The organism is Pseudomonas sp. TNT2022 ID1044, from assembly GCF_028656895.1.
Classification (GTDB): Bacteria; Pseudomonadota; Gammaproteobacteria; order Pseudomonadales; family Pseudomonadaceae; genus Aquipseudomonas; species Aquipseudomonas reinekei.
This window is the reverse complement of the sequence record NZ_JAMDHB010000001.1, coordinates 132,921-155,166: the sequence shown is the minus strand read 5'-3', so window position 1 is coordinate 155,166 and position 22,246 is coordinate 132,921. Positions and strand designations below refer to the sequence as shown.

The 22,246-nt window shown below is 58.8% G+C and carries 18 protein-coding genes; 7 read left to right on the top strand and 11 right to left on the bottom strand.

The window, feature by feature from the left end; all coding sequences use genetic code 11:
* The first annotated feature begins 3 nt into the window (after nt 1–3).
* Nucleotides 4–570: a CsiV family protein gene (locus M5G20_RS00670; protein WP_273917453.1), complete on the top strand. Its 567-nt coding sequence runs from the start codon at nt 4–6 to the stop codon at nt 568–570.
* An 11-nt stretch (nt 571–581) separates the two neighbouring features.
* Nucleotides 582–3,275: a DEAD/DEAH box helicase gene (locus M5G20_RS00665; protein WP_273917452.1), complete on the top strand. Its 2,694-nt coding sequence runs from the start codon at nt 582–584 to the stop codon at nt 3,273–3,275.
* 128 nt (nt 3,276–3,403) lie between these two features.
* Here M5G20_RS00665 and nagZ read toward each other — a convergent pair whose 3' ends face one another.
* Both nagZ and M5G20_RS00655 read right to left on the bottom strand, forming a co-directional pair.
* Nucleotides 3,404–4,414, bottom strand: coding sequence for a beta-N-acetylhexosaminidase (nagZ, locus tag M5G20_RS00660; RefSeq protein WP_273917451.1), 1,011 nt, complete (start codon nt 4,412–4,414; stop codon nt 3,404–3,406).
* A 158-nt stretch (nt 4,415–4,572) separates the two neighbouring features.
* A complete protein-coding gene (locus M5G20_RS00655; RefSeq protein ID WP_075945995.1) occupies nt 4,573–5,280 on the bottom strand; it encodes a TetR/AcrR family transcriptional regulator in 708 nt (235 codons plus the stop codon).
* Between the two features lie 229 nt (nt 5,281–5,509).
* On the opposite strand from M5G20_RS00655, the gene lexA reads away from it, so the two are divergent.
* Both lexA and sulA read left to right on the top strand, forming a co-directional pair.
* Nucleotides 5,510–6,118: a transcriptional repressor LexA gene (lexA, locus tag M5G20_RS00650; protein ID WP_150733289.1), complete on the top strand. Its 609-nt coding sequence runs from the start codon at nt 5,510–5,512 to the stop codon at nt 6,116–6,118.
* A gap of 10 nt (nt 6,119–6,128) precedes the next feature.
* A complete protein-coding gene (gene sulA / locus M5G20_RS00645) occupies nt 6,129–6,605 on the top strand; it encodes an SOS-induced cell division inhibitor SulA (RefSeq protein WP_075945996.1) in 477 nt (158 codons plus the stop codon).
* A gap of 92 nt (nt 6,606–6,697) precedes the next feature.
* Here sulA and M5G20_RS00640 read toward each other — a convergent pair whose 3' ends face one another.
* The 7 genes from M5G20_RS00640 to M5G20_RS00610 all read right to left on the bottom strand — a co-directional run bounded on the left by M5G20_RS00640 (nt 6,698) and on the right by M5G20_RS00610 (nt 15,084).
* Entirely contained in the window at nt 6,698–6,931 is a 234-nt protein-coding gene (locus M5G20_RS00640) for a hypothetical protein (protein ID WP_077047151.1), read from the bottom strand.
* A gap of 94 nt (nt 6,932–7,025) precedes the next feature.
* Nucleotides 7,026–7,550, bottom strand: a complete 525-nt coding sequence (locus M5G20_RS00635; protein WP_273917450.1) for a DUF6586 family protein — start codon at nt 7,548–7,550, stop codon at nt 7,026–7,028.
* A 142-nt stretch (nt 7,551–7,692) separates the two neighbouring features.
* Complete coding sequence (topA, locus tag M5G20_RS00630) at nt 7,693–10,320, bottom strand: type I DNA topoisomerase (RefSeq protein WP_150733287.1); 2,628 nt, start codon at nt 10,318–10,320, stop codon at nt 7,693–7,695.
* Nucleotides 10,321–10,434: 114 nt separating this feature from the next.
* A complete protein-coding gene (locus tag M5G20_RS00625; RefSeq protein WP_075946000.1) occupies nt 10,435–10,671 on the bottom strand; it encodes a DUF1653 domain-containing protein in 237 nt (78 codons plus the stop codon).
* Nucleotides 10,672–10,770: 99 nt separating this feature from the next.
* Complete coding sequence (fadA, locus tag M5G20_RS00620) at nt 10,771–11,946, bottom strand: acetyl-CoA C-acyltransferase FadA (RefSeq protein WP_056857016.1); 1,176 nt, start codon at nt 11,944–11,946, stop codon at nt 10,771–10,773.
* A gap of 29 nt (nt 11,947–11,975) precedes the next feature.
* Nucleotides 11,976–14,123 (bottom strand): fatty acid oxidation complex subunit alpha FadB, encoded by a 2,148-nt coding sequence (fadB, locus tag M5G20_RS00615; RefSeq protein ID WP_273917449.1) that lies wholly within the window; start codon nt 14,121–14,123, stop codon nt 11,976–11,978.
* A 523-nt stretch (nt 14,124–14,646) separates the two neighbouring features.
* A complete protein-coding gene (locus tag M5G20_RS00610) occupies nt 14,647–15,084 on the bottom strand; it encodes a hypothetical protein (RefSeq protein ID WP_273917448.1) in 438 nt (145 codons plus the stop codon).
* A 104-nt stretch (nt 15,085–15,188) separates the two neighbouring features.
* Between M5G20_RS00610 and M5G20_RS00605 the strand changes: the two genes are divergently transcribed.
* A complete protein-coding gene (locus M5G20_RS00605) occupies nt 15,189–15,629 on the top strand; it encodes a universal stress protein (RefSeq protein ID WP_273917447.1) in 441 nt (146 codons plus the stop codon).
* Nucleotides 15,630–15,800: 171 nt separating this feature from the next.
* Here the strand turns inward: M5G20_RS00605 and M5G20_RS00600 are convergent, their stop codons facing one another.
* The gene (locus M5G20_RS00600; protein WP_273917446.1) at nt 15,801–17,717 is read right to left on the bottom strand and encodes an ATP-binding cassette domain-containing protein; all 1,917 of its coding nucleotides are present in this window, start codon (nt 17,715–17,717) and stop codon (nt 15,801–15,803) included.
* A 213-nt stretch (nt 17,718–17,930) separates the two neighbouring features.
* Between M5G20_RS00600 and M5G20_RS00595 the strand changes: the two genes are divergently transcribed.
* A complete protein-coding gene (locus tag M5G20_RS00595) occupies nt 17,931–19,859 on the top strand; it encodes a transglycosylase SLT domain-containing protein (protein ID WP_273917445.1) in 1,929 nt (642 codons plus the stop codon).
* A gap of 133 nt (nt 19,860–19,992) precedes the next feature.
* On the opposite strand, the gene M5G20_RS00590 is transcribed toward M5G20_RS00595, so the two are convergent.
* Nucleotides 19,993–21,771 carry an ABC transporter transmembrane domain-containing protein gene (locus M5G20_RS00590; RefSeq protein WP_443218273.1) on the bottom strand — a complete coding sequence of 593 codons (1,779 nt, stop codon included), beginning with the start codon at nt 21,769–21,771 and terminating at the stop codon, nt 19,993–19,995.
* 260 nt (nt 21,772–22,031) lie between these two features.
* Between M5G20_RS00590 and M5G20_RS00585 the strand changes: the two genes are divergently transcribed.
* Nucleotides 22,032–22,211 carry a PA1571 family protein gene (locus M5G20_RS00585; RefSeq protein WP_075946008.1) on the top strand — a complete coding sequence of 60 codons (180 nt, stop codon included), beginning with the start codon at nt 22,032–22,034 and terminating at the stop codon, nt 22,209–22,211.
* Nucleotides 22,212–22,246: the final 35 nt, after the last annotated feature.

The window sequence follows — 22,246 nt, the reverse complement described above, 5'->3', positions numbered from 1 at the left end:
CGCATGCGCCTGTTTCGCTCACTGACCTTGCTGATGACGTTGGTCGCACCTACGGCGTTTGCCGATGACCTGTATCAGGTCGAAATGATTCTGGTCCGTCAAAACGCCGTACCGGCGATTGTCAGTCGTGCCGCACCGGAAGACTGGGATGCTGGCGCCAAACGCATCGATCCTGACAGCTTTCGCACGCCGAGCCTCAACCCCGAAGTGGAAAAACTCACCGCCAGCAACGACTACAGCGTCCTGATGCACAAGGCATGGCAGCAGACGCTTGGCGAATCCCCCGTCAAAGTGGCGATCAGTGATGGCAAGGAGCAATTCGGTCAGTTCCCGATCGAAGGCACTCTCGACCTTAAGCTCGGGCGATTCACCGATGTTGGCGCCGACTTCTGGGTCAACCAGTTCAACGCAGACGGCCTGGTGACCGCCAGCGAACGCCTGAAACAGGAAAGCCATACCAAAAACGGCCAACTGAACTTCCTCGACGCCGGCCACCTCGGCTTGCTGATCAAGATCACTTCATTGACGGCGCCCGCTCCACGGGAAGCCCCTGAAGTCGTCCCTGACTGATTGAAGTCCCCATGTCCGCGACCCTGAGCAAACCCCTGGCACCTTCCTGGGTCAGCCGATTCAAGGAACAGAGCCTGGAGCGTGGCCGGCGCTACGCACTGGAAAACCGCGTCAGGATCGTCGAGGCCGGCGACGCCACCATCATCGCGGCCTGCGAAGGCTCTGGCGGTAATGTTTACCGTCAGACCATTCGCTTGCGTGAGTCCGCCAAAGGCACCCTGCTGATGGTCGATGCCCTCTGCTCCTGCCCGGTTCACAGCAACTGCAAACATTGCGCAGCGGTCCTGCTGCAAGTGCAGGAAACCCTCGACTACCCCGCCGCGGCCAAAGACGCCGAGCTGCTGGAAAAACTCCAGGCCGTGCTGGAGAACCGCCATCCCAAGGCACTGCCGCAAGTCATGGTGGACAACGTGCAACCCGTGCCGCGCCTATGGCTCGCGAGCATCGAATTCAGCGCGTTCGAGCCGCGCAATGGACGAATGCAGCGCTATATCCAGCATCGCGCTGCACTGTCTTTCAGCTATCTGGACGAATACGTTTCCGGGCAGAAAAACACTGACATCCTGATCCGCCAGGAAACACAGACCTTACGGATAAAACGTCACCCGGAAGTGGAACAGTCCTACCGCGAACAGTTACGGATCCTCGGTTTCAAAATCGCCACCCGCCAGAGCAAGGCCCTGCCGGAAAGCGCCGGGGAATTGTTCGAGATGGTCAATGACAGCGCCTGGCTGACCTTCACCCTCAACGAATTGCCCAAGCTCCGGACCCAAGGCTGGGAGCTGCAGATCAATGAGGACTTCGGCTTCGACCTGACAGCGGTGGACGATTGGTACGCCACGGTAGAGCAAGCGCCGGAGCGCGACTGGTTCGACCTTGAACTGGGGATCATCGTCAACGGCGAGCGACTGAGCCTGCTGCCGATCCTGTTGAACCTGATGCGCTCACACACCGAACTCCTCAACCCGGAACGGCTGGCCCGACGTCGCGACGACGAGCTGATCCTGGTGAACATTCCAAACCGGCCGAACTCCGAATACGGCCCCCTGCAAGTCGCCCTGCCCTTCGGCCGCCTGAAACCGGTGCTGGCAACGCTCGGCGAGTTCTATCTGCAGGAGCCAGGCGAAACCACCTTGCGTCTGAGCAAAGCCGACGCCACGCGCCTGAATCCACTGGAAGACCTGCCCCTGCTCTGGGAGGGCGGCGAGCAAATCCGTTCCTTTGCCCAGCGTCTGCGCGACATCAAGGATTACACCGCGACTGCACCGCAAGGCCTGAACGCAACGCTGCGCCCCTATCAGCTCGAAGGCTTGAGCTGGATGCAATCGCTGCGGCAACTGGAGGTCGGCGGAATTCTCGCGGACGACATGGGCCTGGGTAAAACCCTGCAAACCCTGGCGCATATACTCACCGAGAAAATCGCCGGCCGCCTTGACCGCCCTTGTATGGTGGTGATGCCGACCAGCCTGATCCCCAACTGGCTCGACGAAGCGGCGCACTTCACGCCGCAGCTCAAAGTATTGGCGCTGTACGGCGCCAGTCGGAAAAAACATTTCGAGCACCTGGCGGATTACGACCTGATCCTGACCACCTACGCACTGCTGCCCAAGGATGTCGAACGTCTGGCCTCCCTGCCGCTGCATGTATTGGTGCTGGATGAAGCGCAATACATCAAGAACCCGAACAGCAAGGCCGCACAGGCCGCCCGGGAACTGAATGCCCGCCAGCGTTTGTGCTTGAGCGGCACGCCTCTGGAAAACCACTTGGGTGAGCTGTGGTCGCTGTTTCACTTCCTGCTGCCGGGCTGGCTTGGCGATGTGAAAAGCTTCAATCGTGACTACCGCGTACCGATTGAAAAACGCACCAGCGAAGTAAGGCTTCAGCACCTCAACGGCCGGATCAAACCGTTCCTGTTACGCCGAACCAAGGAGCAGGTGGCCACCGAACTGCCGCCGAAAACCGAAATCATCCACTGGGTCGAGCTCAACGAAGCCCAGCGCGACATGTACGAAACCATGCGTCTGGCCATGGACAAGAAAGTCCGCGACGAGATCACCCGCAAAGGCGTGGCCCGCAGTCAGATCATTATTCTTGAGGCGCTGTTGAAGTTGCGTCAGGTGTGCTGCGATTTGCGTCTGGTCAATGACGCAACCCTACCGGCGCGCGGTAGCACGTCAGGCAAGCTAGACAGCCTGATGGAGATGCTCGAAGAGTTGTTTGAGGAAGGCCGAAGGATTTTGCTGTTCTCGCAGTTCACTTCCATGTTGTCACTGATCGAAGACGAACTGAAAAAACGCGGGGTGGCTTACGCATTGTTGACCGGCCAGACGCGCGACCGACGAACGCCCGTGAAAGACTTTCAAAGCGGCAAGCGTCAGATTTTTCTGATCAGTTTGAAAGCAGGTGGTGTTGGCTTGAACCTGACGGAAGCAGACACCGTGATTCACTACGACCCGTGGTGGAACCCGGCAACGGAAAATCAGGCGACGGACCGTGCCTATCGTATCGGCCAGGAAAAGCCGGTGTTCGTCTACAAGCTGATTGCACGCGGCACGGTGGAAGAGAAAATTCAGCACCTGCAGAAGGAAAAATCCGATCTGGCAGCGGGCGTACTGGATGGCCGTCAGGCCGGGGACTGGAAACTGCAAAACGATGATATCGAGGCGTTGTTTGCGCCGTTGCCGGACAAACTTGAAAAGCGCTGAGAGCCTTTGCGTCTGAACCGACATTATCGCGAGCAGGCTCGATCCTACAGTGGTGTTGTGTCGGCCTGGTTCTTGAGGCTGAACACAGATCAATCTGCAGGAGCGAGGCTGCTCGCGATGGGGTCTACTCAATCAATCAGCTGAGCCTCTTTCAGCGCACCGAGCGCAGCCAACCAACGTGGATCCTGACGGTATTCAGTGCTGGCAAACGACTGACCACGCATCCGCGCGATACGCGCTGATGGCTTGACCTTCAGTCGCTGCGCGGCACTCAGGGCCAGCTCGGCGGCAGCACGATCGTTGCACACCAGGCCCATGTCGCAACCCGCCGTCAGCGCCGCTTCGATACGACTGGCGGCATCGCCAACGACATGAGCGCCAGCCATGGACAGGTCATCGCTGAAAATCACACCGTCGAACTGCAACTCACCACGCAGAATGTCCTGCAACCAGCGGCGAGAGAAGCCGGCAGGCTGGGAATCGACTTGCGGGTAAATCACGTGGGCCGGCATGACCGCGGCCAGTTGCTTGCTCAATTTGGCGAACGGCACCAGGTCGTTGGCACGAATTTCGTCGAGGCTACGCTCGTCGTTCGGGATCGCGACATGGGAATCTGCCTCAGCCCAACCGTGGCCGGGGAAATGCTTGCCCGTGGCCGCCATGCCAGCGTTGTTCATGCCGCGAATGAATGCGCCAGCCAGTAACGCTGCACGCTCCGGGTCGCCTTCGAACGAACGAGTACCGACCACCGCGCTGCGTTGGTAATCGAGGTCCAGCACCGGCGCAAAGCTCAGGTCCAGACCAACCGCCAGCACCTCGGTGGCCATGATCCAGCCGCACTGTTCAGCCAGGTATTCGGCATTCGGGTTATCGGCAATCGCACGCATCGCGGGCAACCGGATGAATCCCTGACGCAGCCGTTGAACCCGCCCGCCCTCCTGATCCACCGCCAGCAGCAGATCAGGGCGAATGGCACGAATCGATGCGCTCAGTTCCCGCACCTGGCGCGGATGCTCAATGTTGCGGGCAAAAATGATCAGGCCACCCACTTCGGGCTGACGCAACAGTTGGCGATCTTCAGCCGTCAGCCAGGTACCGGCGACGTCCACCATCAACGAGCCTTGCAGGCCAGCAGTCATAGAGATTCCTTGATAACGATAAACCCGGCTCGCGCCAAATCGCCACCGTGGGCAGTGCCCGGCAGTGCGGCGACATTACTGGGGAGCGGGTTCAGAACGAGAGTCGGCATGGGCGGCTAGCTTAGCGGATGTAAGCTGCCGCGCCCACCCGTGAGCGGTTAAACCTTGGCGGCAACCTGTGTCGATTTGCTGCGTGGACGCAATTGTGCGGTGGCCATGGCGGTATCAGTGACACCGGATTCGGCACGCATGCCAGCGGCCAGGAACGGCACCATCAGACGCATGACCTGCTCGATGGAGGTGTTCACGCCGAAATCGGTCTCGGCAATGGCGCGCAGGGCCTTGATCCCGGACATGCTGAACGCTGCGGCCCCGAGCATGAAGTGCACACGCCAGAACAACTCGATCGGCGGAATGCGCGGCGCTGCTTCATTGACCAGCATCATGTAACGGCGGAACACCTTGCCGTACATGTCCTCCAGATAACGACGCAAATGCCCCTGGCTCTGACTGAAAGCCAGACCGAGCAACCGCATGAAGATCGACAGATCGTTACCACTGCGTGGCTGGACCACCAGGGCTTGCTCTACGAGGATTTCCAGCAGTTCTTCAAGCGTCGGTTTGTTTTCAGGCTTGGCCTGACGACGCTCGAGCTCTTTATCAAGACTGATGCAGAACGGCCCGAGGAATCGCGAGAACACTGCCTGAATCAGCGCTTTTTTCGACCCGAAGTGATAGTTCACCGCCGCCAGATTGACACCGGCCTTGCTGGTGATCAGACGCAACGAGGTTTCAGCGAAACCTTTTTCCGCGAACAACTGCTCGGCAGCATCAAGAATGCGTTCAACGGTTTCCGACTGGGCCATGGCTACTCCGCCTGACAAACACTTGTTTGAAACATACGTTTCAGCCTGTGCCTTGTCAAGCCTGGCAGTTCGTTTTGGGAATGGTCGGTCAGACATTTAACCATACAACAGCAAAGCTTCAATCAACTGGCTGATCGACCGTCTGGCGGCCTGCAAAAAAAGGGGCATTGCCAAGAGCGTTTCACTGTATATAATCCCAGTCACTGTATAAAAAGACAGAGCGATCAATATGCTAAAGCTGACGCCACGCCAAGCCGAGATTCTGGCCTTCATCAAACGCTGCCTGGAAGACAACGGCTACCCGCCGACCCGTGCGGAAATCGCTCAGGAACTGGGTTTCAAATCGCCCAACGCGGCGGAAGAACACCTCAAGGCGCTGGCTCGCAAAGGCGCCATCGAGATGACCCCCGGTGCCTCCCGCGGAATTCGCATTCCCGGTTTTGAAGCCAAGGCCGACGACTCAACCCTGCCAATCATTGGCCGGGTCGCAGCTGGCGCGCCAATCCTTGCCCAGCAACATGTCGAAGAATCCTGCAACATCAACCCGGCGTTCTTCCACCCTCGCGCCGATTATCTGCTGCGGGTTCATGGCATGAGCATGAAAGACGTTGGTATTTTCGATGGCGACCTGCTGGCAGTCCATACCACTCGCGAAGCCCGCAACGGCCAGATCGTGGTAGCACGGATCGGTGACGAAGTGACCGTCAAGCGCTTCAAGCGCGAGGGCAGCAAGGTCTGGCTGATCGCGGAAAACCCTGAGTTTGCCCCTATCGAAGTGAACCTTAAAGATCAGGAACTGGTGATCGAAGGCTTGAGTGTCGGCGTCATTCGCCGCTAAAGGAGGCTCTATGCAGTTCCCACACACATCCCAGCAAGCCCAATTGCCTCTGCTGTTCGAAGCGTTCATGGCGCAACCGCTTGCGCCAATTCTGAAGGAAGTGGTCGAGTCGCCGTGGAGCGCCGAACCTGAAGTCTTCAGTGAATTGTCTCTGCGCGGTGCAGCCGGGAACTGCCTGAACCTTCTGGCGCCAATTCTCAGGGAATTGAGTCAGGATCAGGATGCCCGCTGGCTGACGCTGATCGCCCCACCCGCCAGCCTGACTCAGGCCTGGCTACGGGACGCCGGACTCAATCGCGAACGCATCCTGCTGCTGCAACCACGCGGCACACAGAGTGCCCAGCAACTGACGTGCGAGGCCCTTCGCCTGGGTCGCAGCCACACGGTTGTCAGCTGGCTGAACCCGCTGAGCACAACGTCGCGCCAACAGCTGATCAGCGCCGCCCGAACCGGGGATGCGCAAAGCCTGAATATTCGATTGGGTTAAAATGCGAGTGACGCACATTTAAGTTGCGCCGGGCTTCTCCAAGGACAGAGAAGCCGAAATGAATCGATATCAGAAAAAACCGACCGACGGGATCAATGAAGGACCCGCGACCCCTCTTCCTTGTCGAGTTCACCTTCAACCAGGCGTCCAGCCATCTGCACGCCGACACTCAGCATCGCCTTGGCGACTTCTACGTGCTGACCCTGCAGAAATGCTTTGGCGTCCTCGGAGAAATCCAAAGTAACCAGAGAACCCTCGTCCTCAGCCCTTCGCAGCTCGATACGGCCGTCTGGTAACTCGACAATTTCTAGAAAGGACGTTGGCATAAAGGTCTGTTCTCCACGAAAGGCGGGGATTATATAGGCATCGGCCAGGCTTCGCTCGGGATCTTGACCAGATGCCACCCCAAAACTGTTTCTTTCAGCATTCGTTCAGGCCTTCGCGAAAACGGATCGCCAACCCTTTAAGATTCTGACGCCAGCTCTCCAGCTCATCACGAGTCAGCTCTTGAGGCGCCTCCTCTTCGTCGAGGTTCACAGCCAGGATCAAAGGCTGCGTCACGTCGCCTTTAGGCTTGTGCGGCGCCCGTGGTGGCTGAAACAGCGCCGCGTGGGCTGCCAACAGCTTGGCCAACCAGGTTTCCGGGTTGTTGGCCAGCTCAACCATCTCGGCCATTTCAGGGATGGCGATACTGTCCAGCACTTCGCGGGTCAGCAAAGACTCGGCCCTGGATGCATTGGCCTGAGGCAAACGGTAGAAACCGGCTATCTCATGACACAGCCCCAACAGCGCCCCGTACAGGTGAAACAACGCTGATTCGCGTCCCGCCTGAATCAGCGCCAGGGAATTCATCGCCCGCCCCTCTTCGGCCTTGGCGAGAGCTTCCAGCGACAGGCCGGCGAAGTAAATTTTCTGGTTGGTGCGGGTATAGAGTTCGTGGGCCATGACGGCAGCCTCCACAACGAAATAGGTGCTTGATGCAGGTCGGACAGTGTCGTGGATCACCCGAGCTGACCGCAAGCACAAAACAAAAAGGCCGCATGAAAACCCGAGGGTTGTCATGCGGCCTTTTCAGTGCCGCAACGCTTTACGCCTTCGCGGCTGGTCGCTTGTCTTCGACCTTCCACTTACCACCGTCGTAGAACGCCTTCCAGCCTGTCGGCTTACCGTCGACTTCAGTCTGGACGTACTGTTCCTTGGTCTTGCGGCTGTAGCGAATCACGGCTGGCAGGCCATCCGGATCTTTCTTCGGCGCGTCACAAAGGAAGTGGTACTTCGGATCGATCTCATCCTTGTGCGGGATGATCTCCAGCACCAATGGAGCACGGGTCTCGCGGTTTTTCGGGAACTGACTGGCCGCCAGGAACAGACCGGAAGCACCGTCGCGCAGGATGTAGGTGTCGTTGACCTTTTCGCATTTCAGCTCAGGCATCTTCACCGGGTCCATCTTCGGCGGCGCCGCATCACCGCTCTTCAGCAGTTTGCGGGTGTTCTTGCAGGTCGGATTGGTGCAACCGAAGAACTTGCCAAAACGGCCGGTCTTGAGCTGCATCTCACTGCCGCACTTGTCGCACTCCAGGCTCGGACCTTCGTAGCCCTTGATGCGATAGGTGCCCTCTTCGATTTCGTATCCATCGCAATCCGGGTTGTTACCGCAGATGTGCAGCTTGCGCTTCTCATCGAGCAAGTAAGCATCCATGGCGGTGCTGCAGATTGGGCAGCGATGCTTGCCACGCAGTACCAGCGACTCCGACTCACCCTCATCGTCCGCAGCGATTTCATCGCCTGGCACCAGATTGACGGTGGCCTTGCAGCGCTCTTTCGGCGGCAGGCTATAGCCCGAGCAACCGAGGAACACGCCAGTCGACGCGGTACGGATCTGCATGGGGCGGCCGCAGGTCGTGCACGGAATGTCAGTCATGACCGGCTGGTTGGCGCGCATGCCGTGTTCCGGGCTTTCGGCTACTTCGAGTTTTTTCTTGAAGTCGCCGTAGAACTCATCGAGCACGTTTTTCCAGTCGCGCTCGCCCTGGGCCACGTCATCGAGATGCTCTTCCATGCCCGCGGTGAAGCCGTAGTCCATAAGGTTGGAGAAGCTTTCGGCCAGACGCTCGGTAACGATGTCACCCATCTTTTCCGAGTAGAAACGACGGTTGTGCAACGCTACGTAGCCGCGGTCCTGGATGGTCGAAATGATCGCAGCGTAGGTCGAAGGACGACCGATACCGCGTTTTTCCATTTCTTTTACCAGGCTGGCTTCCGAGTAACGCGCCGGCGGCTTGGTGAAGTGCTGGGTCGGATCAAGCTTGATCAGCTTCATCACGTCGCCCTGGGCCATGTCCGGCAGTACGTCGTCATCGCCTGGCTTGGCGATTTGCGGCATGACTCGGGTGTAACCGTCGAACTTGAGGATGCGGCCCTTGGCGCGCAGTTCGAAGTCGCCGGCACCGACAGTCACGGTGGTCGACAGGTACTGCGCTGGCAACATCTGGCAAGCGAGGAACTGGCGCCAGATCAACTCGTAGAGGCGCTCAGCGTCACGCTCCATGCCCGACAGCTTGCTTGGCTCGGTGTTGGCGTCAGACGGACGAATCGCTTCGTGAGCCTCTTGTGCGCCTTCCTTGCTGCTGTAGACGTTCGGGGTTTCCGGCAGGTACTTCTTGCCGAACTCGCTTTCAATGTAGGTCCGCGCCATCGCCACGGCATCGGTCGACAAGTTGGTGGAGTCAGTACGCATGTAAGTGATGTAGCCGGCTTCGTACAGACGCTGGGCCATCATCATGGTTTTCTTCACACCGAAGCCCAGGCGGTTGCTCGCGGCCTGCTGCAAGGTGGACGTGATGAACGGCGCCGACGGCTTGCTGCTGGTCGGCTTGTCTTCGCGCTTGACGATGCTGTAGCTGGAAGCCTTGAGCTTTTCCAGCGCGGCCATGGCCTGGGCTTCGTTGAGCGGCTTGAAGGCTTCGCCTTTCTCGCGAGCGACGTCGAAACGTACGGTGGCGCCTTTGGCTGTGCCGAGGTCGGCGTGAACTTCCCAGTATTCTTCCGGGATGAACGCACGGATCTCGCGCTCACGTTCAACCACCAGCTTCACCGCAACCGATTGCACACGACCGGCGGACAGGCCACGGGCGATCTTCGCCCACAGCAGCGGCGAAACCATGTAGCCCACGACGCGGTCGAGGAAGCGACGTGCCTGCTGGGCGTTGACGCGGTCGATATCCAGTTCGCCCGGCTTGGAGAAGGCTTCCTGAATCGCCTTCTTGGTAATTTCGTTGAACACCACGCGCTTGTAGCGGGTGTCGTCACCACCGATGGCTTCGCGCAGGTGCCAGGCAATGGCTTCCCCCTCGCGGTCCAAGTCGGTTGCGAGATAGATGGTGTCAGCATCCTTGGCGAGCCGGCGCAGCTCTTCGATGACCTTTTCCTTGCCCGGAAGGATCTCGTACTTGGCTTTCCAGCCATGATCGGGATCGACCCCCATGCGGGCTACCAGTTGCTTGCGCGCCTTTTCTTTCGGCGACAAGGCCGGCGCTTCGCCCGCAGCAGCCTTGCCGCGCTTGGCGGCTGGTTCTTTGCTGGCGCTAGCCGAACCGCTGGTGGGCAGGTCTCGGATATGGCCGATACTCGACTTCACCACGTATTCGTTGCCCAAATACTTGTTGATGGTCTTGGCCTTAGCCGGGGATTCCACAATGACCAGCGATTTGCCCATGGATCGGAAAATTCCTGAATTCGAGAAGTGAAAGGCGGTTGGCGCCTGACGCGGCACCGCTATATATAGTGGCAACAAGATGAGGTCAAGCGCAGGGTTTTGCGCGAACTCAGCTTATGGCTTGGTAAAAAGGCTTTCTTCGACCTGCACCAAAGCAAAGCGTGGCACCTGTTCGCCGTCAACCTCGACGGACTCCAGGAACATGCTCAAGGGACGTACCCAAAAGCCGTAATCGCCATACAGGGCTTGGTAGAAGACCACTTCTTCTTCGGTTTCCGAATGCCGCGCAACACTGAAAACGCGGTACTGCGGACCTTTGTAATGTTGGTAGAGCCCAGGTTGTATCGGCATGCTTTGGCCCTCACTCAAATTTTTTCAAAATAAAAACAAAAATAAATCCGGAAAAACAAAAACCGGGGCACTTGGCCCCGGCTTCCATCAACGAGACGCTTAAACGCGTTCGAAGACGGTGGAGATGCCTTGGCCGAGACCAATGCACATGGTGGCTACCCCGAGGTTGCCGCCATTTTGCTTCATCACGTTCAGCAAAGTGCCGGAGATACGCGCACCAGAGCAACCGAACGGGTGACCCAGGGCGATCGCGCCGCCGTGCAGGTTAACCTTCTCGTTCATCTTGTCGAGCACTTTCAGATCTTTCAGCACTGGCAAGGCCTGTGCGGCGAAAGCTTCGTTGAGCTCGAAGAAATCGATATCGTTGATGCCCAGGCCCGCGCGCTTCAGTGCTTTTTGTGTGGCCGGTACTGGACCATAGCCCATGATCGCCGGGTCCACACCTGCCACTGCCATCGAGCGGATCACCGCCAGAGGCTGAATACCCAGGTCCTGCGCACGCTGTGCCGACATCACGATCATGCACGAAGCACCATCGGTGATCTGCGACGAAGTACCGGCTGTCACGGTGCCGCCCTTCGGATTGAACGCTGGCTTCAGAGCCGCCAGGCTTTCCAGGGTGGTTTCCGGACGAATGGTCTCGTCGTAGTCGAAGGTTTTCAGGAAACCGTTCTCGTCGTAGCCCTGCATCGGGATGATTTCGTCTTTGAACTTGCCTTCCACGGTCGCCTTGTGGGCGAGTTGGTGGGAGCGCACGCCGAAAGCGTCCTGTTGCTCGCGAGTGATGCCGTGCATTTTGCCCAGCATTTCAGCGGTCAGGCCCATCATGCCCGAGGCTTTCGCCGCGTACAGCGACATGTGCGGGTTCGGATCGACACCGTGCATCATGCTCACGTGGCCCATGTGCTCGACGCCGCCGACGACGAACACGTCACCGTTGCCGGTCATGATCGCTTGCGCAGCAGTGTGCAGTGCACTCATGGACGAGCCACACAGGCGGCTGACGGTCTGGCCGGCCGACGTGTGCGGGATCTGGGTCATCAGCGACGCCATGCGCGCAATGTTCCAGCCCTGCTCCAGGGTCTGGTTCACACAGCCCCAGATCACGTCTTCGACTTCGCTCGGGTCAACCTTTACGTTACGTTCCAGCAGTTTGCTGATCAGGTGCGCCGACATGTCTTCGGCGCGGGTGTTGCGGTGCATGCCGCCCTTGGAGCGGCCCATCGGAGTACGACCGAAGTCGACAATCACGACGTCTCTAGGATTCAAGCTCATAAGTTCACTCTCACTCTAGTTGGGGGCGCTTAACCGAAGAAGCTCTGACCGTTTTTGGCCATTTCGCGCAGCTTCGCGGTCGGGTGGTACAGCGCGCCCAAATCAGCGTACTGGTCAGCCAGGGCAACGAACTCTGCAACACCGATCGAGTCGATGTAGCGCAGCGCACCGCCACGGAATGGAGGGAAACCAATACCGTAGACCAGACCCATGTCGGCTTCGGCGGCGGTTTCGACGATACCGTCTTCCAGGCAACGCACGGTTTCCAGGCACAGCGGGATCATCATCCAGTTGATGATGTCTTCGTCAGTGACTTCGCGCTGTTCGAACACGATTGGCTTGAGCACTTCCAGCACCGATGGATCGGCAACCTTCTTCTGCTTGCCTTTCTTGTCGGTCTCGTAGGCGTAGAAGCCCTTGCCATTCTTCTGACCCAGGCGCTTGGCTTCGTAGAGCACGTCAACGGCCGAACGACGGTCGTCTTTCATGCGGTCCGGGAAGCCCTCAGCCATCACGTCACGACCGTGGTGACCGGTGTCGATGCCGACCACGTCCATCAGGTACGCCGGGCCCATCGGCCAGCCGAATTTTTCCATGATCTTGTCGATACGGACGAAGTCCACACCGGCGCTGACCAATTTGGCGAAACCGCCGAAGTACGGGAACAGGACACGGTTGACCAGGAAGCCCGGGCAGTCGTTGACGACGATCGGGTTCTTGCCCATTTTCTTGGCGTAGGCAACGGTGGTGGCAACCGCCAGCTCGCTGGACTTCTCGCCACGGATCACTTCCACCAGCGGCATCATGTGCACCGGATTGAAGAAGTGCATGCCGACGAAGTTTTCCGGACGCTTGAGGGCTTTGGCCAGCAAGGTGATGGAAATGGTCGAGGTGTTCGAGGCGAGGATGGTGTCCTCTTTGACCTTGTCTTCAACTTCTGCCAGTACGGCTTGCTTGACCTTCGGGTTCTCGACAACCGCTTCCACCACCAGGTCCACGTGACCGAAGTCGCCGTAAGACAGGGTTGGGCGGATGCCGTTGAGCACTTCAGCCATTTTCGCGGCGGTCATGCGGCCTTTATCAACACGGCCAACCAGCAGCTTGGCAGCTTCGGCCAGCCCCTGTTCGATACCGGCTTCGTTGATGTCCTTCATCAGGATCGGCGTGCCTTTGGACGCCGATTGATAGGCGATACCGCCACCCATGATGCCGGCGCCCAATACGGCGGCCTGCTTCACGTCCTTGGCGATTTCGTCGTAGGCCTTGGCCTTTTTCTTCAGTTCCTGATCGTTCAGGAACAGACCGATCAAGCTCTGTGCGGCAGAGGTCTTGGCCAGTTTGACGAAACCTGCTGCTTCGACTTCCAGCGCCTTGTCGCGACCGAAGTTCGCGGCTTTCTGGATGGTCTTGATCGCCTCAACCGGCGCCGGGTAGTTCGGGCCAGCCTGGCCAGCCACGAAACCTTTGGCGGTTTCAAAAGCCATCATTTGTTCGATAGCGTTCAGCTTGAGTTTTTCAAGCTTCGGCTGGCGCTTGGCCTTGTAGTCGAACTCGCCGGAGATGGCGCGCTTGATCACTTCAAGGGCAGCTTCTTGCAGCTTCTCAGGAGCAACCACGGCATCGACGGCGCCGACTTTCAGCGCGTCCTCAGGACGGTTTTCCTTGCCGGAAGCGATCCATTCGATGGCGTTGTCGGCACCGATCAGGCGCGGCAGGCGTACGGTACCGCCGAAGCCCGGGTAGATACCCAGCTTGACTTCCGGCAGACCGATCTTGGCCTTGGAGGACATGACGCGGTAGTCCGCCGCCAGACACATTTCCAGACCACCACCCAACGCGATGCCGTTGATGGCAACCACTGTCGGGACGTTGAGGTCTTCGAAATCGCTGAAAATCTTGTTGGCTTCGAGGTTGCCTGCAACAAGCTCTGCATCCGGCAGCTTGAAGTTGTCGACAAATTCGGTGATGTCGGCGCCGACGATGAACACGTCTTTGCCACTGCTGACGATCACACCCTTGATCGAAGCATCTGCCTTGATGGTGTCTACGGCCTGACGCAGTTCGTTCAGGGTTAGACGGTTGAACTTGTTGACGGACTCACCCTTGAGGTCGAACTTCAGTTCGACGATGCCACTTTCAAGAGCCTTAACCGTGATGGCTTTACCTTCGTAAATCATCAACTGATCTCCACGATATGGAAGCTGAACAGTACACGTCGGACCCGGGTGAATGGTTCGGCAGGGACGTTAAACGTCGATGCTACGCCTCTCAACCCGGCACACCCGCCAACGCGATAGTCGGGATTCTGTAGGAGCGGTCTGAAATACAAACGCTCAATTCATACGCCCGTTTGATTTGGGTATGCCACCTTCACGGAATTTCCGACAATTGTCAATCGCCCAGAATGCGGGTTGAAACGCGACTTTGCAGTCATTTCCGTAACGCGAAGATCTCTAACACGCGGGTGCATGTGCTGCCATTCATAGAATCAATTATTAGAAAAGTCGCCCTAATTCCCTGCAGCCTTTGTTTAACAAGCTACGCTGGCGGGACTTGAGAAAAAAAATTTGAACGCTGAGGTGAACACCCAGCGTAGTATCTGCCCAAACCGAATTACCGGCCTGCCTGGCCAACCCCGCCCGATGATTGATGTCGGGCTTTTTATTGCCTGAAAATAAGGACCTGGGGAAGGTCCGTTTTTCAGGCGAGGGCTTTGAGGGTGGTGTCGATGTGCTGCAATACCTCGGCTTCGCCTTTCTCGCCCCAGTACAAGGTAATCATCTGTTTGTCGGCTTCAACCTTGTAGACGTTGTCCGGCAACTTTTCGAAATGAATCAGCAACGCGGGATCCTCGCAGACCTCTTGCCACTGATTCACCCACACACCCGGGGTTTTCTGCCAATAACTCCAGCATGCCGGTTGACTGCCGCGCCGCGGTCGATGGTACTGGGCGCAGGGGTTTGGCGGCTCCTTACCGAGCCAGTGCGGCCACTCCTGAGGCGCCAGTTGCATGGCCAGGCCCATGCGCCGAGCCTCCATGCGCAGAGCCATCCGGCCGCTCTGATGACGCGATGGACGCAACCATGCCAGAGGGCTGAGCACCACCAGCAGGATTGACACCACTATCCAGACCGTCATATCTGTACTCCCGATTCTGAATGAGCGCATTGAGTCACTTTGAAACCAATGCGCTTGAAACCAGCCATACTTACCAATATTGCAATCCTCAGGAGGAGCACCTCATGCCCTACAACCATATTCTGGTCGCTGTAGATCTAACCGAAGAGTGCGATCCTGTAATCCACCGCGCTCGCGAGCTGTCGGCGAGCAATGGCGCGAAGTTGTCCCTGGTGCACATCGTCGAACCCATGGCCATGGCCTTTGGCGGTGACGTGCCGATGGACTTGTCACAACTGCAACAACAGCAGTTTGACCAGGCCAAGGAGCGCCTGGACCGGCTGATCGTGAAATACCCGGAGCTCTCCAAGGAATACAGCCACCTGACCTACGGCCAGCCACGCCAGGAAATTCACCACCTGGCCAAGGAGCAAGGGTGCGACATGATCGTGGTGGGCAGCCATGGCCGACATGGTCTGGCACTACTGCTGGGTTCCACTGCCAATGACGTACTGCACGGCGCACCTTGCGATGTGCTGGCAGTGCGCCTGCAAAGCAAAAGCTGAAGCCCGCCTTCTGTAGGAGCCGGCTTGCTGGCGATGCGGGGCAACACGGACTGCCTGATGCACCGTTGTGATGCCATCGCTGGCAAGCCAGCTCCTACAGGGAGATTGCATTTCATACGAAAAGCCCGGCGATCACGCTTGTGAAGCCGGGCTTTATTATTACAGGATCAATCAAGCATCCAGTTCAGCCCAGCGCTCGACCATCACGTCGAGCTCAGCCTGCAACTGCGACAGCTGAGCAATCACGCCTGCGGTTTCAGTCGCAGGGCGCAGGTAGAAACCCGCATCCGCCATCTGTGCTTCCACAGCGGCGATCTGCTGCTCCATGGCTTCGATCTGGCCCGGCAACGCTTCCAGCTCGCGCTGCAACTTGTAGCTGAGCTTTTTCTTCGCTGGCGCTTCGACCGCTGCCGCGACTGGCGCAGGCTCAGCCTTGACCACCGCGGAGTTCAGGTCGGCCTTGCCGGATTTGCTTTCGGTCACGCCCAACAGACGCGGCGAGCCACCCTGACGGAGCCAGTCCTGATAACCACCGACGTATTCGCGAACCTTGCCTTCGCCTTCGAAGACCAGGGTACTGGTTACCACGTTGTCGAGAAATGCCCGGTCGTGGCTGACCATCAGTACGGTGCCGTTGAAGGTCAGCAAGACCTCTTCCAGCAGTTCGAGGGTTTCGACGTCGAGGTCGTTGGTCGGTTCGTCGAGGACCAGCAGGTTCGCCGGCTTGCTGAACAGTTTGGCCAGCAACAGACGGGCACGCTCACCACCGGACAGCGCCTTGACCGGCGTGCGGGCACGCTGCGGGCTGAACAGGAAGTCGCCGAGGTAGCTCAGCACGTGGCGACTCTGGCCGTCGATATCGATGAAGTCGCGACCTTCCGCGACGTTATCGATCACGGTCTTTTCCAGATCCAGCTGATGACGCAACTGGTCGAAGTAGGCGACGTCGATCTTCGTGCCCTCTTCCACTTTGCCGCTGGTCGGTTGCAGACCGCTGAGCATCAGCTTGAGCAGCGTGGTCTTGCCGGTGCCGTTGGCGCCGAGCAGACCGATGCGGTCGCCGCGCTGCAGCACCATGGAGAAATCCTTGATCAGGAACGGCCCGCCCGGGTGAGCAAAGCTCACGTTCTCGAGCACCATCACCTGCTTGCCGGATTTATCGGCAGTTTCCAGCTGGATGTTGGCCTTGCCGGTGCGCTCGCGTCGTTCGCTACGCTCGACGCGCAAGGCTTTCAAGGCACGCACGCGGCCTTCGTTACGGGTACGACGAGCCTTGATGCCCTGGCGAATCCAGACTTCTTCCTGGGCCAGGCGCTTGTCGAACAGCGCGTTGGCAGTGGCTTCGGCAGCCAGTTCGGCTTCTTTATGCACGAGGAAACTGGCGTAGTCGCCGTTCCAGTCGATCAGGCCGCCGCGATCCAGTTCGAGGATGCGGGTGGCAAGGTTTTGCAGGAAGGAACGGTCGTGCGTGATGAACAGCACGGCGCCCTGGAAATCCTTCAGCGCTTCTTCGAGCCAGGCGATCGCACCGATGTCCAGGTGGTTGGTCGGCTCGTCGAGCAGCAACAGGTCCGGCTCGGAAACCAGGGCCTGGGCCAGCAAAACGCGGCGACGCCAGCCACCGGACAACTCGGCCAGCGTCTTGTCTGCTGGCAATTGCAGGCGACTCAGGGTGCTGTCGACCAGCGTCTGCAAACGCCAGCCATCACGGGCTTCGAGGTCGTGCTGGACGTGCATCAGCTTGTCCAGGTCAGCGTCGGTGACGATGTTCTGGCTCAGGTGGTGATACTCGGCGAGCAAGGCACCGACACCGTCAAGGCCCTCAGCCACCACGTCGAACACGGTCCGCTCGTCGGCTACCGGCAATTCTTGCGGCAATTCACCAATCTTGAGGCCGGGTGCGCGCCAAACCGAGCCGTCATCGGGCTTCTGGTCGCCCTTGACGAGCTTCATCATGCTGGACTTGCCAGTGCCGTTGCGGCCGATGATGCACACCCGCTCTCCACGGGCGATCTGCCAGGACACCTTGTCCAACAACGGCATAGCGCCGAAAGCAAGGGACACATCGCTGAATTTGAGCAGGGTCATGAGCTTCTCCAAAAACCGGGCGCGCATTCTACCTGAATCGAGGCTTCAGAAGGCCGGCAATTTCACTGTCGAAGCACTCTGCACAACAAATGTTGCGAACTGATGCAGACAGGTCCGCAAAGCTTTCACCCGTTGCTGGCAAAAGGCTAAGCTACAGATAATTCAGTGTCGGCATCGCCAGCACTTGTCATGGTTTTTCTGTCCGGACGTCTCATGCGCAGTCGCCTTTTCAATTTTTTGTCGTGCTTTTTACTGTCTGCCGCTGCCGTTCAATCCGCCCAGGCGGTAGACCTGTCCACCCAACGCCAGTATTACGATGTCGCCAAGCGTGCCCTGGCCAAGGGCGACACCGGCCCCTATTTCCGATACAGCCAGGCCTTGGCCGATTATCCGCTGGAACCCTACCTGGCCTACGACGAGCTGACCGCGCGCCTGAAAACCGCGAGCAACGCCGAGATCGAAAAATTTCTCGCCGAGCACGGCGACCTGCCGCAAGCCAACTGGATGAAACTGCGCTGGTTGCGCTGGCTGGCCGATCGCGGCGACTGGGCGACCTTCGTCAAGTACTACGACCCCAAGCTTAACTTCACTGAACTGGACTGCCTGAACGCGCAGTACCAGATCAGCCACAACCTCAAATCCGAAGGCTACGCCAACGCCAACAAGCTCTGGCTGACGGGCAAATCGCAACCGGCGGCATGTGACGCGCTATTCGGCATGTGGGCCGCCGATGGCCAGTTGACCGAACAAAAACGTTGGGAGCGCACCAAGCTCGCCGCCCAGGCGCGCAACTACCCACTGGCCAACAGCCTGGTCAATGGCCTGACCACCCTCGCCCCTCGTGGCCGCTTGCTGGTGGATGTGGCGCAGAACCCGGAACTGTTGAACCAACCATCGCGCTTCACCCCGGCCGACGAGCCGATGTCCGACGTGGTCAGTCTCGGCCTGCGCCGCCTCGCCCGCCAGGACCCCGACAGGGCCATGAACCTGTTGGACGGCTATGCCAGCAGCATGCACTTCTCCCGGGATGAAAAAGTCGCAATCGCCAGAGAAATCGGATTGACGCTCGCCAAACGTTTCGACAGTCGCGCACTGGAGATGATGACCAGATACGACCCGGAGCTGCGCGACAACACCGTGTCCGAATGGCGTATGCGCCTGTTGCTGCGCCTGGCTCGTTGGGACGACGCCTATCAGCTGACCCGACGCCTGCCGCAAGACCTGGCGAGCACCAACCGCTGGCGCTACTGGCAGGCCCGCAGCCTGGAGCTGGCACAACCGCAGAGTCAGGAACCGCAAACCCTCTACAGGAACCTCGCCCGCGAACGTGACTTCTACGGATTCCTCGCTGCGGATCGGTCGCAATCACCCTATTCGCTGAACAACAAACCACTGGTGATGAGCCAGGCCTTGATCAATAAAGTGCGCAACACCCCAGGCATACGTCGCGCCCTGGAGTTCCACGCCCGCGGGCAAATCGTCGACGGGCGCCGCGAGTGGTACCACGTCAGTCGCCACTTCAGCCGCGATGAAATGGTTGCCCAGGCGAAACTGGCCTACGACCTGAAATGGTATTTCCCGGCGATCCGCACGATCAGCCAGGCGCAGTACTGGGATGACCTGGACATTCGATTCCCGATGGCTCACCGCAACGCACTGGTGCGTGAAGCCAAGAATCGTGGCCTGCATTCGAGCTGGGTATTCGCCATTACCCGTCAGGAAAGCGCCTTCATGGACGACGCCCGTTCCGGAGTCGGCGCCTCGGGCCTGATGCAGTTGATGCCCGCCACGGCCAAGGAAACCGCGCGCAAATTCAGCATCCCGTACGCTTCGCCGAAGCAACTGTTCGACCCGGACAAGAACATCCAGCTCGGCGCCGCCTACCTGAGCCAGGTGCACAGCCAGTTCAACGGCAACCGCGTCCTCGCCTCCGCCGCCTACAACGCCGGCCCAGGCCGCGTGCGTCAGTGGCTGCGCGGTGCCGACCACCTGAGCTTCGACGTGTGGGTGGAAAGCATCCCGTTCGACGAAACCCGCCAGTACGTGCAAAACGTGTTGTCGTACTCGGTGATCTACGGCCAGAAACTCAACTCACCGCAGCCAATCGTGGACTGGCACGAACGGTACTTCGACGACCAGTGATGCCCCTTCAGGAGCTGCCGAAGACTGCGATCTTTTGATCTGCACTTGTCTGCAAGACACCAAAATGCCCGCATCGATTGATGCGGGCATTTTTGTTGAAGCGAGATCAAACCATCGCAGCCTGGCGCAGCACCTACAGGTGAAGATTGAGCTCAGCGTTGCCATCACTGAACTGCAAAGCCGCCAGCCGCGCATACAGCGCATTGCTGGCGATGAGTTCTTGATGCGTGCCAACCGCCACCAGTTTGCCTTGGTCCATCACCGCGATGCGGTCAGCGTTTTTCACGGTGGCCAGGCGATGGGCGATGACCAGGGTGGTGCGGTTTTTCATCAGGCTGGGCAGCGCTTGCTGAATCAAGTGTTCGCTTTGTGCATCGAGGGCGCTGGTGGCTTCGTCGAGCAACAGGATCGGCGCATCCACCAGCAACGCCCTTGCGATGGCCAGGCGCTGGCGCTGGCCGCCGGACAAACCGAGGCCGCCATCGCCCAGATGCGTCTGGTAACCATTGGGCATGGCTTCGATAAAGTCGTGGGCGTAGGCGATTTTTGCCGCTTCCTGCACTTCAGCAAGCGTTGCCGTCGGGTTGCCGTAGCGGATGTTCTCTTCGATGCTGCCGAAAAACAGCGCCGGGGTCTGCGAGACCAGTGCGAAGCAACGACGCAGGTCCAATGGATCGAGCTGGGTCAACGCCGTGCCGTCGAGCAGGATGCGCCCCTCGGCGGGATCGTAAAAGCGCAGTAGCAGGTCATACACCGTCGACTTGCCCGCCCCGGAAGGCCCGACCAAGGCCAGGGTTTCTCCAGGCCGTATGCTCAGGCTCAAGCCATCGACGGCATAGCTTTCGGGACGTGACGGGTAGGAAAAGCGCACATTCTCAAGCACCAGTTCGCCCTTGACCCGCTCGGGCAACGCCACCTGATGGGTGGTCGGTGGCCGGATGATGTTTTCCGAGCGCAGCAACTCGGCGATCCGTTCCGCTGCACCGGCCGCGCGCTGCAATTCGCCGATCACTTCGCTCAAGGTGCCGAACGCGCTGCCAACGATCAGGCTGTAAAAAACGAATGCCGCCAGCTCACCCGCAGAAATGCGCCCGGCAATCACGTCCATGCCACCGACCCAGAGCATGACCCCTACCGCACCCAGCACCAACACGATCACCAACGTAATCAGCCAGGCCCGCTGAAAGATGCGTTTACGCGCGGTGTCGAATGCTTCTTCCACGGTGCCGGCAAACCGCTGTTCGTCCTGGGACTGGTGGTTGTAGGCCTGCACGGTTTTGATCTGGCCGAGGGTCTCGGAGACATAACTGCCGATATCGGCGATCCGGTCCTGACTCAAGCGCGACAGGCTGCGCACCCGACGGCCAAAAATCAGGATCGGCGCAATGACCAATGGCAAGGCGACCACGACGATGCTGGTGAGCTTGGGATTGGTGATGAACAGCAGGATGATCCCGCCGATCACCATCAACAGATTGCGTAAAAACAGCGACAGCGAAGAACCGATCACCGATTGCAGCAGCGTGGTATCGGCGGTCAGCCGCGACTGGATTTCCGAGCTGCGGTTGTTTTCGTAAAACCCGGGATGCAGATAGATCAGGTGGTTGAACACCTGCCGGCGAATGTCGGCGACGCAGCGCTCGCCAATCCACGACACCAGATAAAAGCGGGCGAAGGTGCCGAGCGCCAGCCCCAGCACCAGCAACATGAAAACGCCGATGGACTGGTTGAGCAGATGCGGCGACTGGGTCATGAAACCCTGATCCACCAGCATGCGAATGCCCTGCCCCATGGACAAGGTGATGCCCGCCGTGACAATTAACGCCAGCAAAGCACCCAACGCATGCCAGCGATAAGGTGCAATGAAACGACTGGCCAGACGAATGGCACGGCGGTGTCGAACAGTGAGCATTGGCATCATCCAGGACGGAACAATTGATAAGGGCAACCTACACCGATCAATGGGGTGGAACTTGGTAAATCACAATGAGTCAGGTTAATTATGTCCACCAAGACTAGGCGCTAGACGCTATCGGTCTAACGTCCGGGTGGTAACGCCGAAGTATTTCTGGTGGACTGGTATTGCCGTTTTGAAGTGATCGCAGGGAGTTGTCATAGCCTGGTCACCTGGCGGTTTTATAGTGGGTACACAACCTGATGAGGAGACAGGCCATGTCCTTGCAAAACAGCAGCGACGACAAGATTCAAGTGATCCGCACACAGCCAGACCAGTCTCTGGGTTGCTCGATTATCGATGAACAGGGCCGCGAAGTACCGATCACTGAAGACATGATCCAGAAAGCTTGCAGCGAACTGGAGAAGCGATTGGTCAAGCCTGTCGAACAAGAGTGATATAGCCACCGTCTTCTTGACCCGGCCCTTGTAGG

Coding starts and splice junctions, on each gene's coding strand:
- M5G20_RS00670 (WP_273917453.1), top strand. CDS start 4: ATGCGCCTGTTTCGCTCACTGACCTTGCTGATGACGTTGGTCGCACCT.
- M5G20_RS00665 (WP_273917452.1), top strand. CDS start 582: ATGTCCGCGACCCTGAGCAAACCCCTGGCACCTTCCTGGGTCAGCCGA.
- nagZ (WP_273917451.1), bottom strand. CDS start 4,414: ATGACTGCTGGCCTGCAAGGCTCGTTGATGGTGGACGTCGCCGGTACC.
- M5G20_RS00655 (WP_075945995.1), bottom strand. CDS start 5,280: ATGGCCCAGTCGGAAACCGTTGAACGCATTCTTGATGCTGCCGAGCAG.
- lexA (WP_150733289.1), top strand. CDS start 5,510: ATGCTAAAGCTGACGCCACGCCAAGCCGAGATTCTGGCCTTCATCAAA.
- sulA (WP_075945996.1), top strand. CDS start 6,129: ATGCAGTTCCCACACACATCCCAGCAAGCCCAATTGCCTCTGCTGTTC.
- M5G20_RS00640 (WP_077047151.1), bottom strand. CDS start 6,931: ATGCCAACGTCCTTTCTAGAAATTGTCGAGTTACCAGACGGCCGTATC.
- M5G20_RS00635 (WP_273917450.1), bottom strand. CDS start 7,550: ATGGCCCACGAACTCTATACCCGCACCAACCAGAAAATTTACTTCGCC.
- topA (WP_150733287.1), bottom strand. CDS start 10,320: ATGGGCAAATCGCTGGTCATTGTGGAATCCCCGGCTAAGGCCAAGACC.
- M5G20_RS00625 (WP_075946000.1), bottom strand. CDS start 10,671: ATGCCGATACAACCTGGGCTCTACCAACATTACAAAGGTCCGCAGTAC.
- fadA (WP_056857016.1), bottom strand. CDS start 11,946: ATGAGCTTGAATCCTAGAGACGTCGTGATTGTCGACTTCGGTCGTACT.
- fadB (WP_273917449.1), bottom strand. CDS start 14,123: ATGATTTACGAAGGTAAAGCCATCACGGTTAAGGCTCTTGAAAGTGGC.
- M5G20_RS00610 (WP_273917448.1), bottom strand. CDS start 15,084: ATGACGGTCTGGATAGTGGTGTCAATCCTGCTGGTGGTGCTCAGCCCT.
- M5G20_RS00605 (WP_273917447.1), top strand. CDS start 15,189: ATGCCCTACAACCATATTCTGGTCGCTGTAGATCTAACCGAAGAGTGC.
- M5G20_RS00600 (WP_273917446.1), bottom strand. CDS start 17,717: ATGACCCTGCTCAAATTCAGCGATGTGTCCCTTGCTTTCGGCGCTATG.
- M5G20_RS00595 (WP_273917445.1), top strand. CDS start 17,931: ATGCGCAGTCGCCTTTTCAATTTTTTGTCGTGCTTTTTACTGTCTGCC.
- M5G20_RS00590 (WP_443218273.1), bottom strand. CDS start 21,771: ATGCTCACTGTTCGACACCGCCGTGCCATTCGTCTGGCCAGTCGTTTC.
- M5G20_RS00585 (WP_075946008.1), top strand. CDS start 22,032: ATGTCCTTGCAAAACAGCAGCGACGACAAGATTCAAGTGATCCGCACA.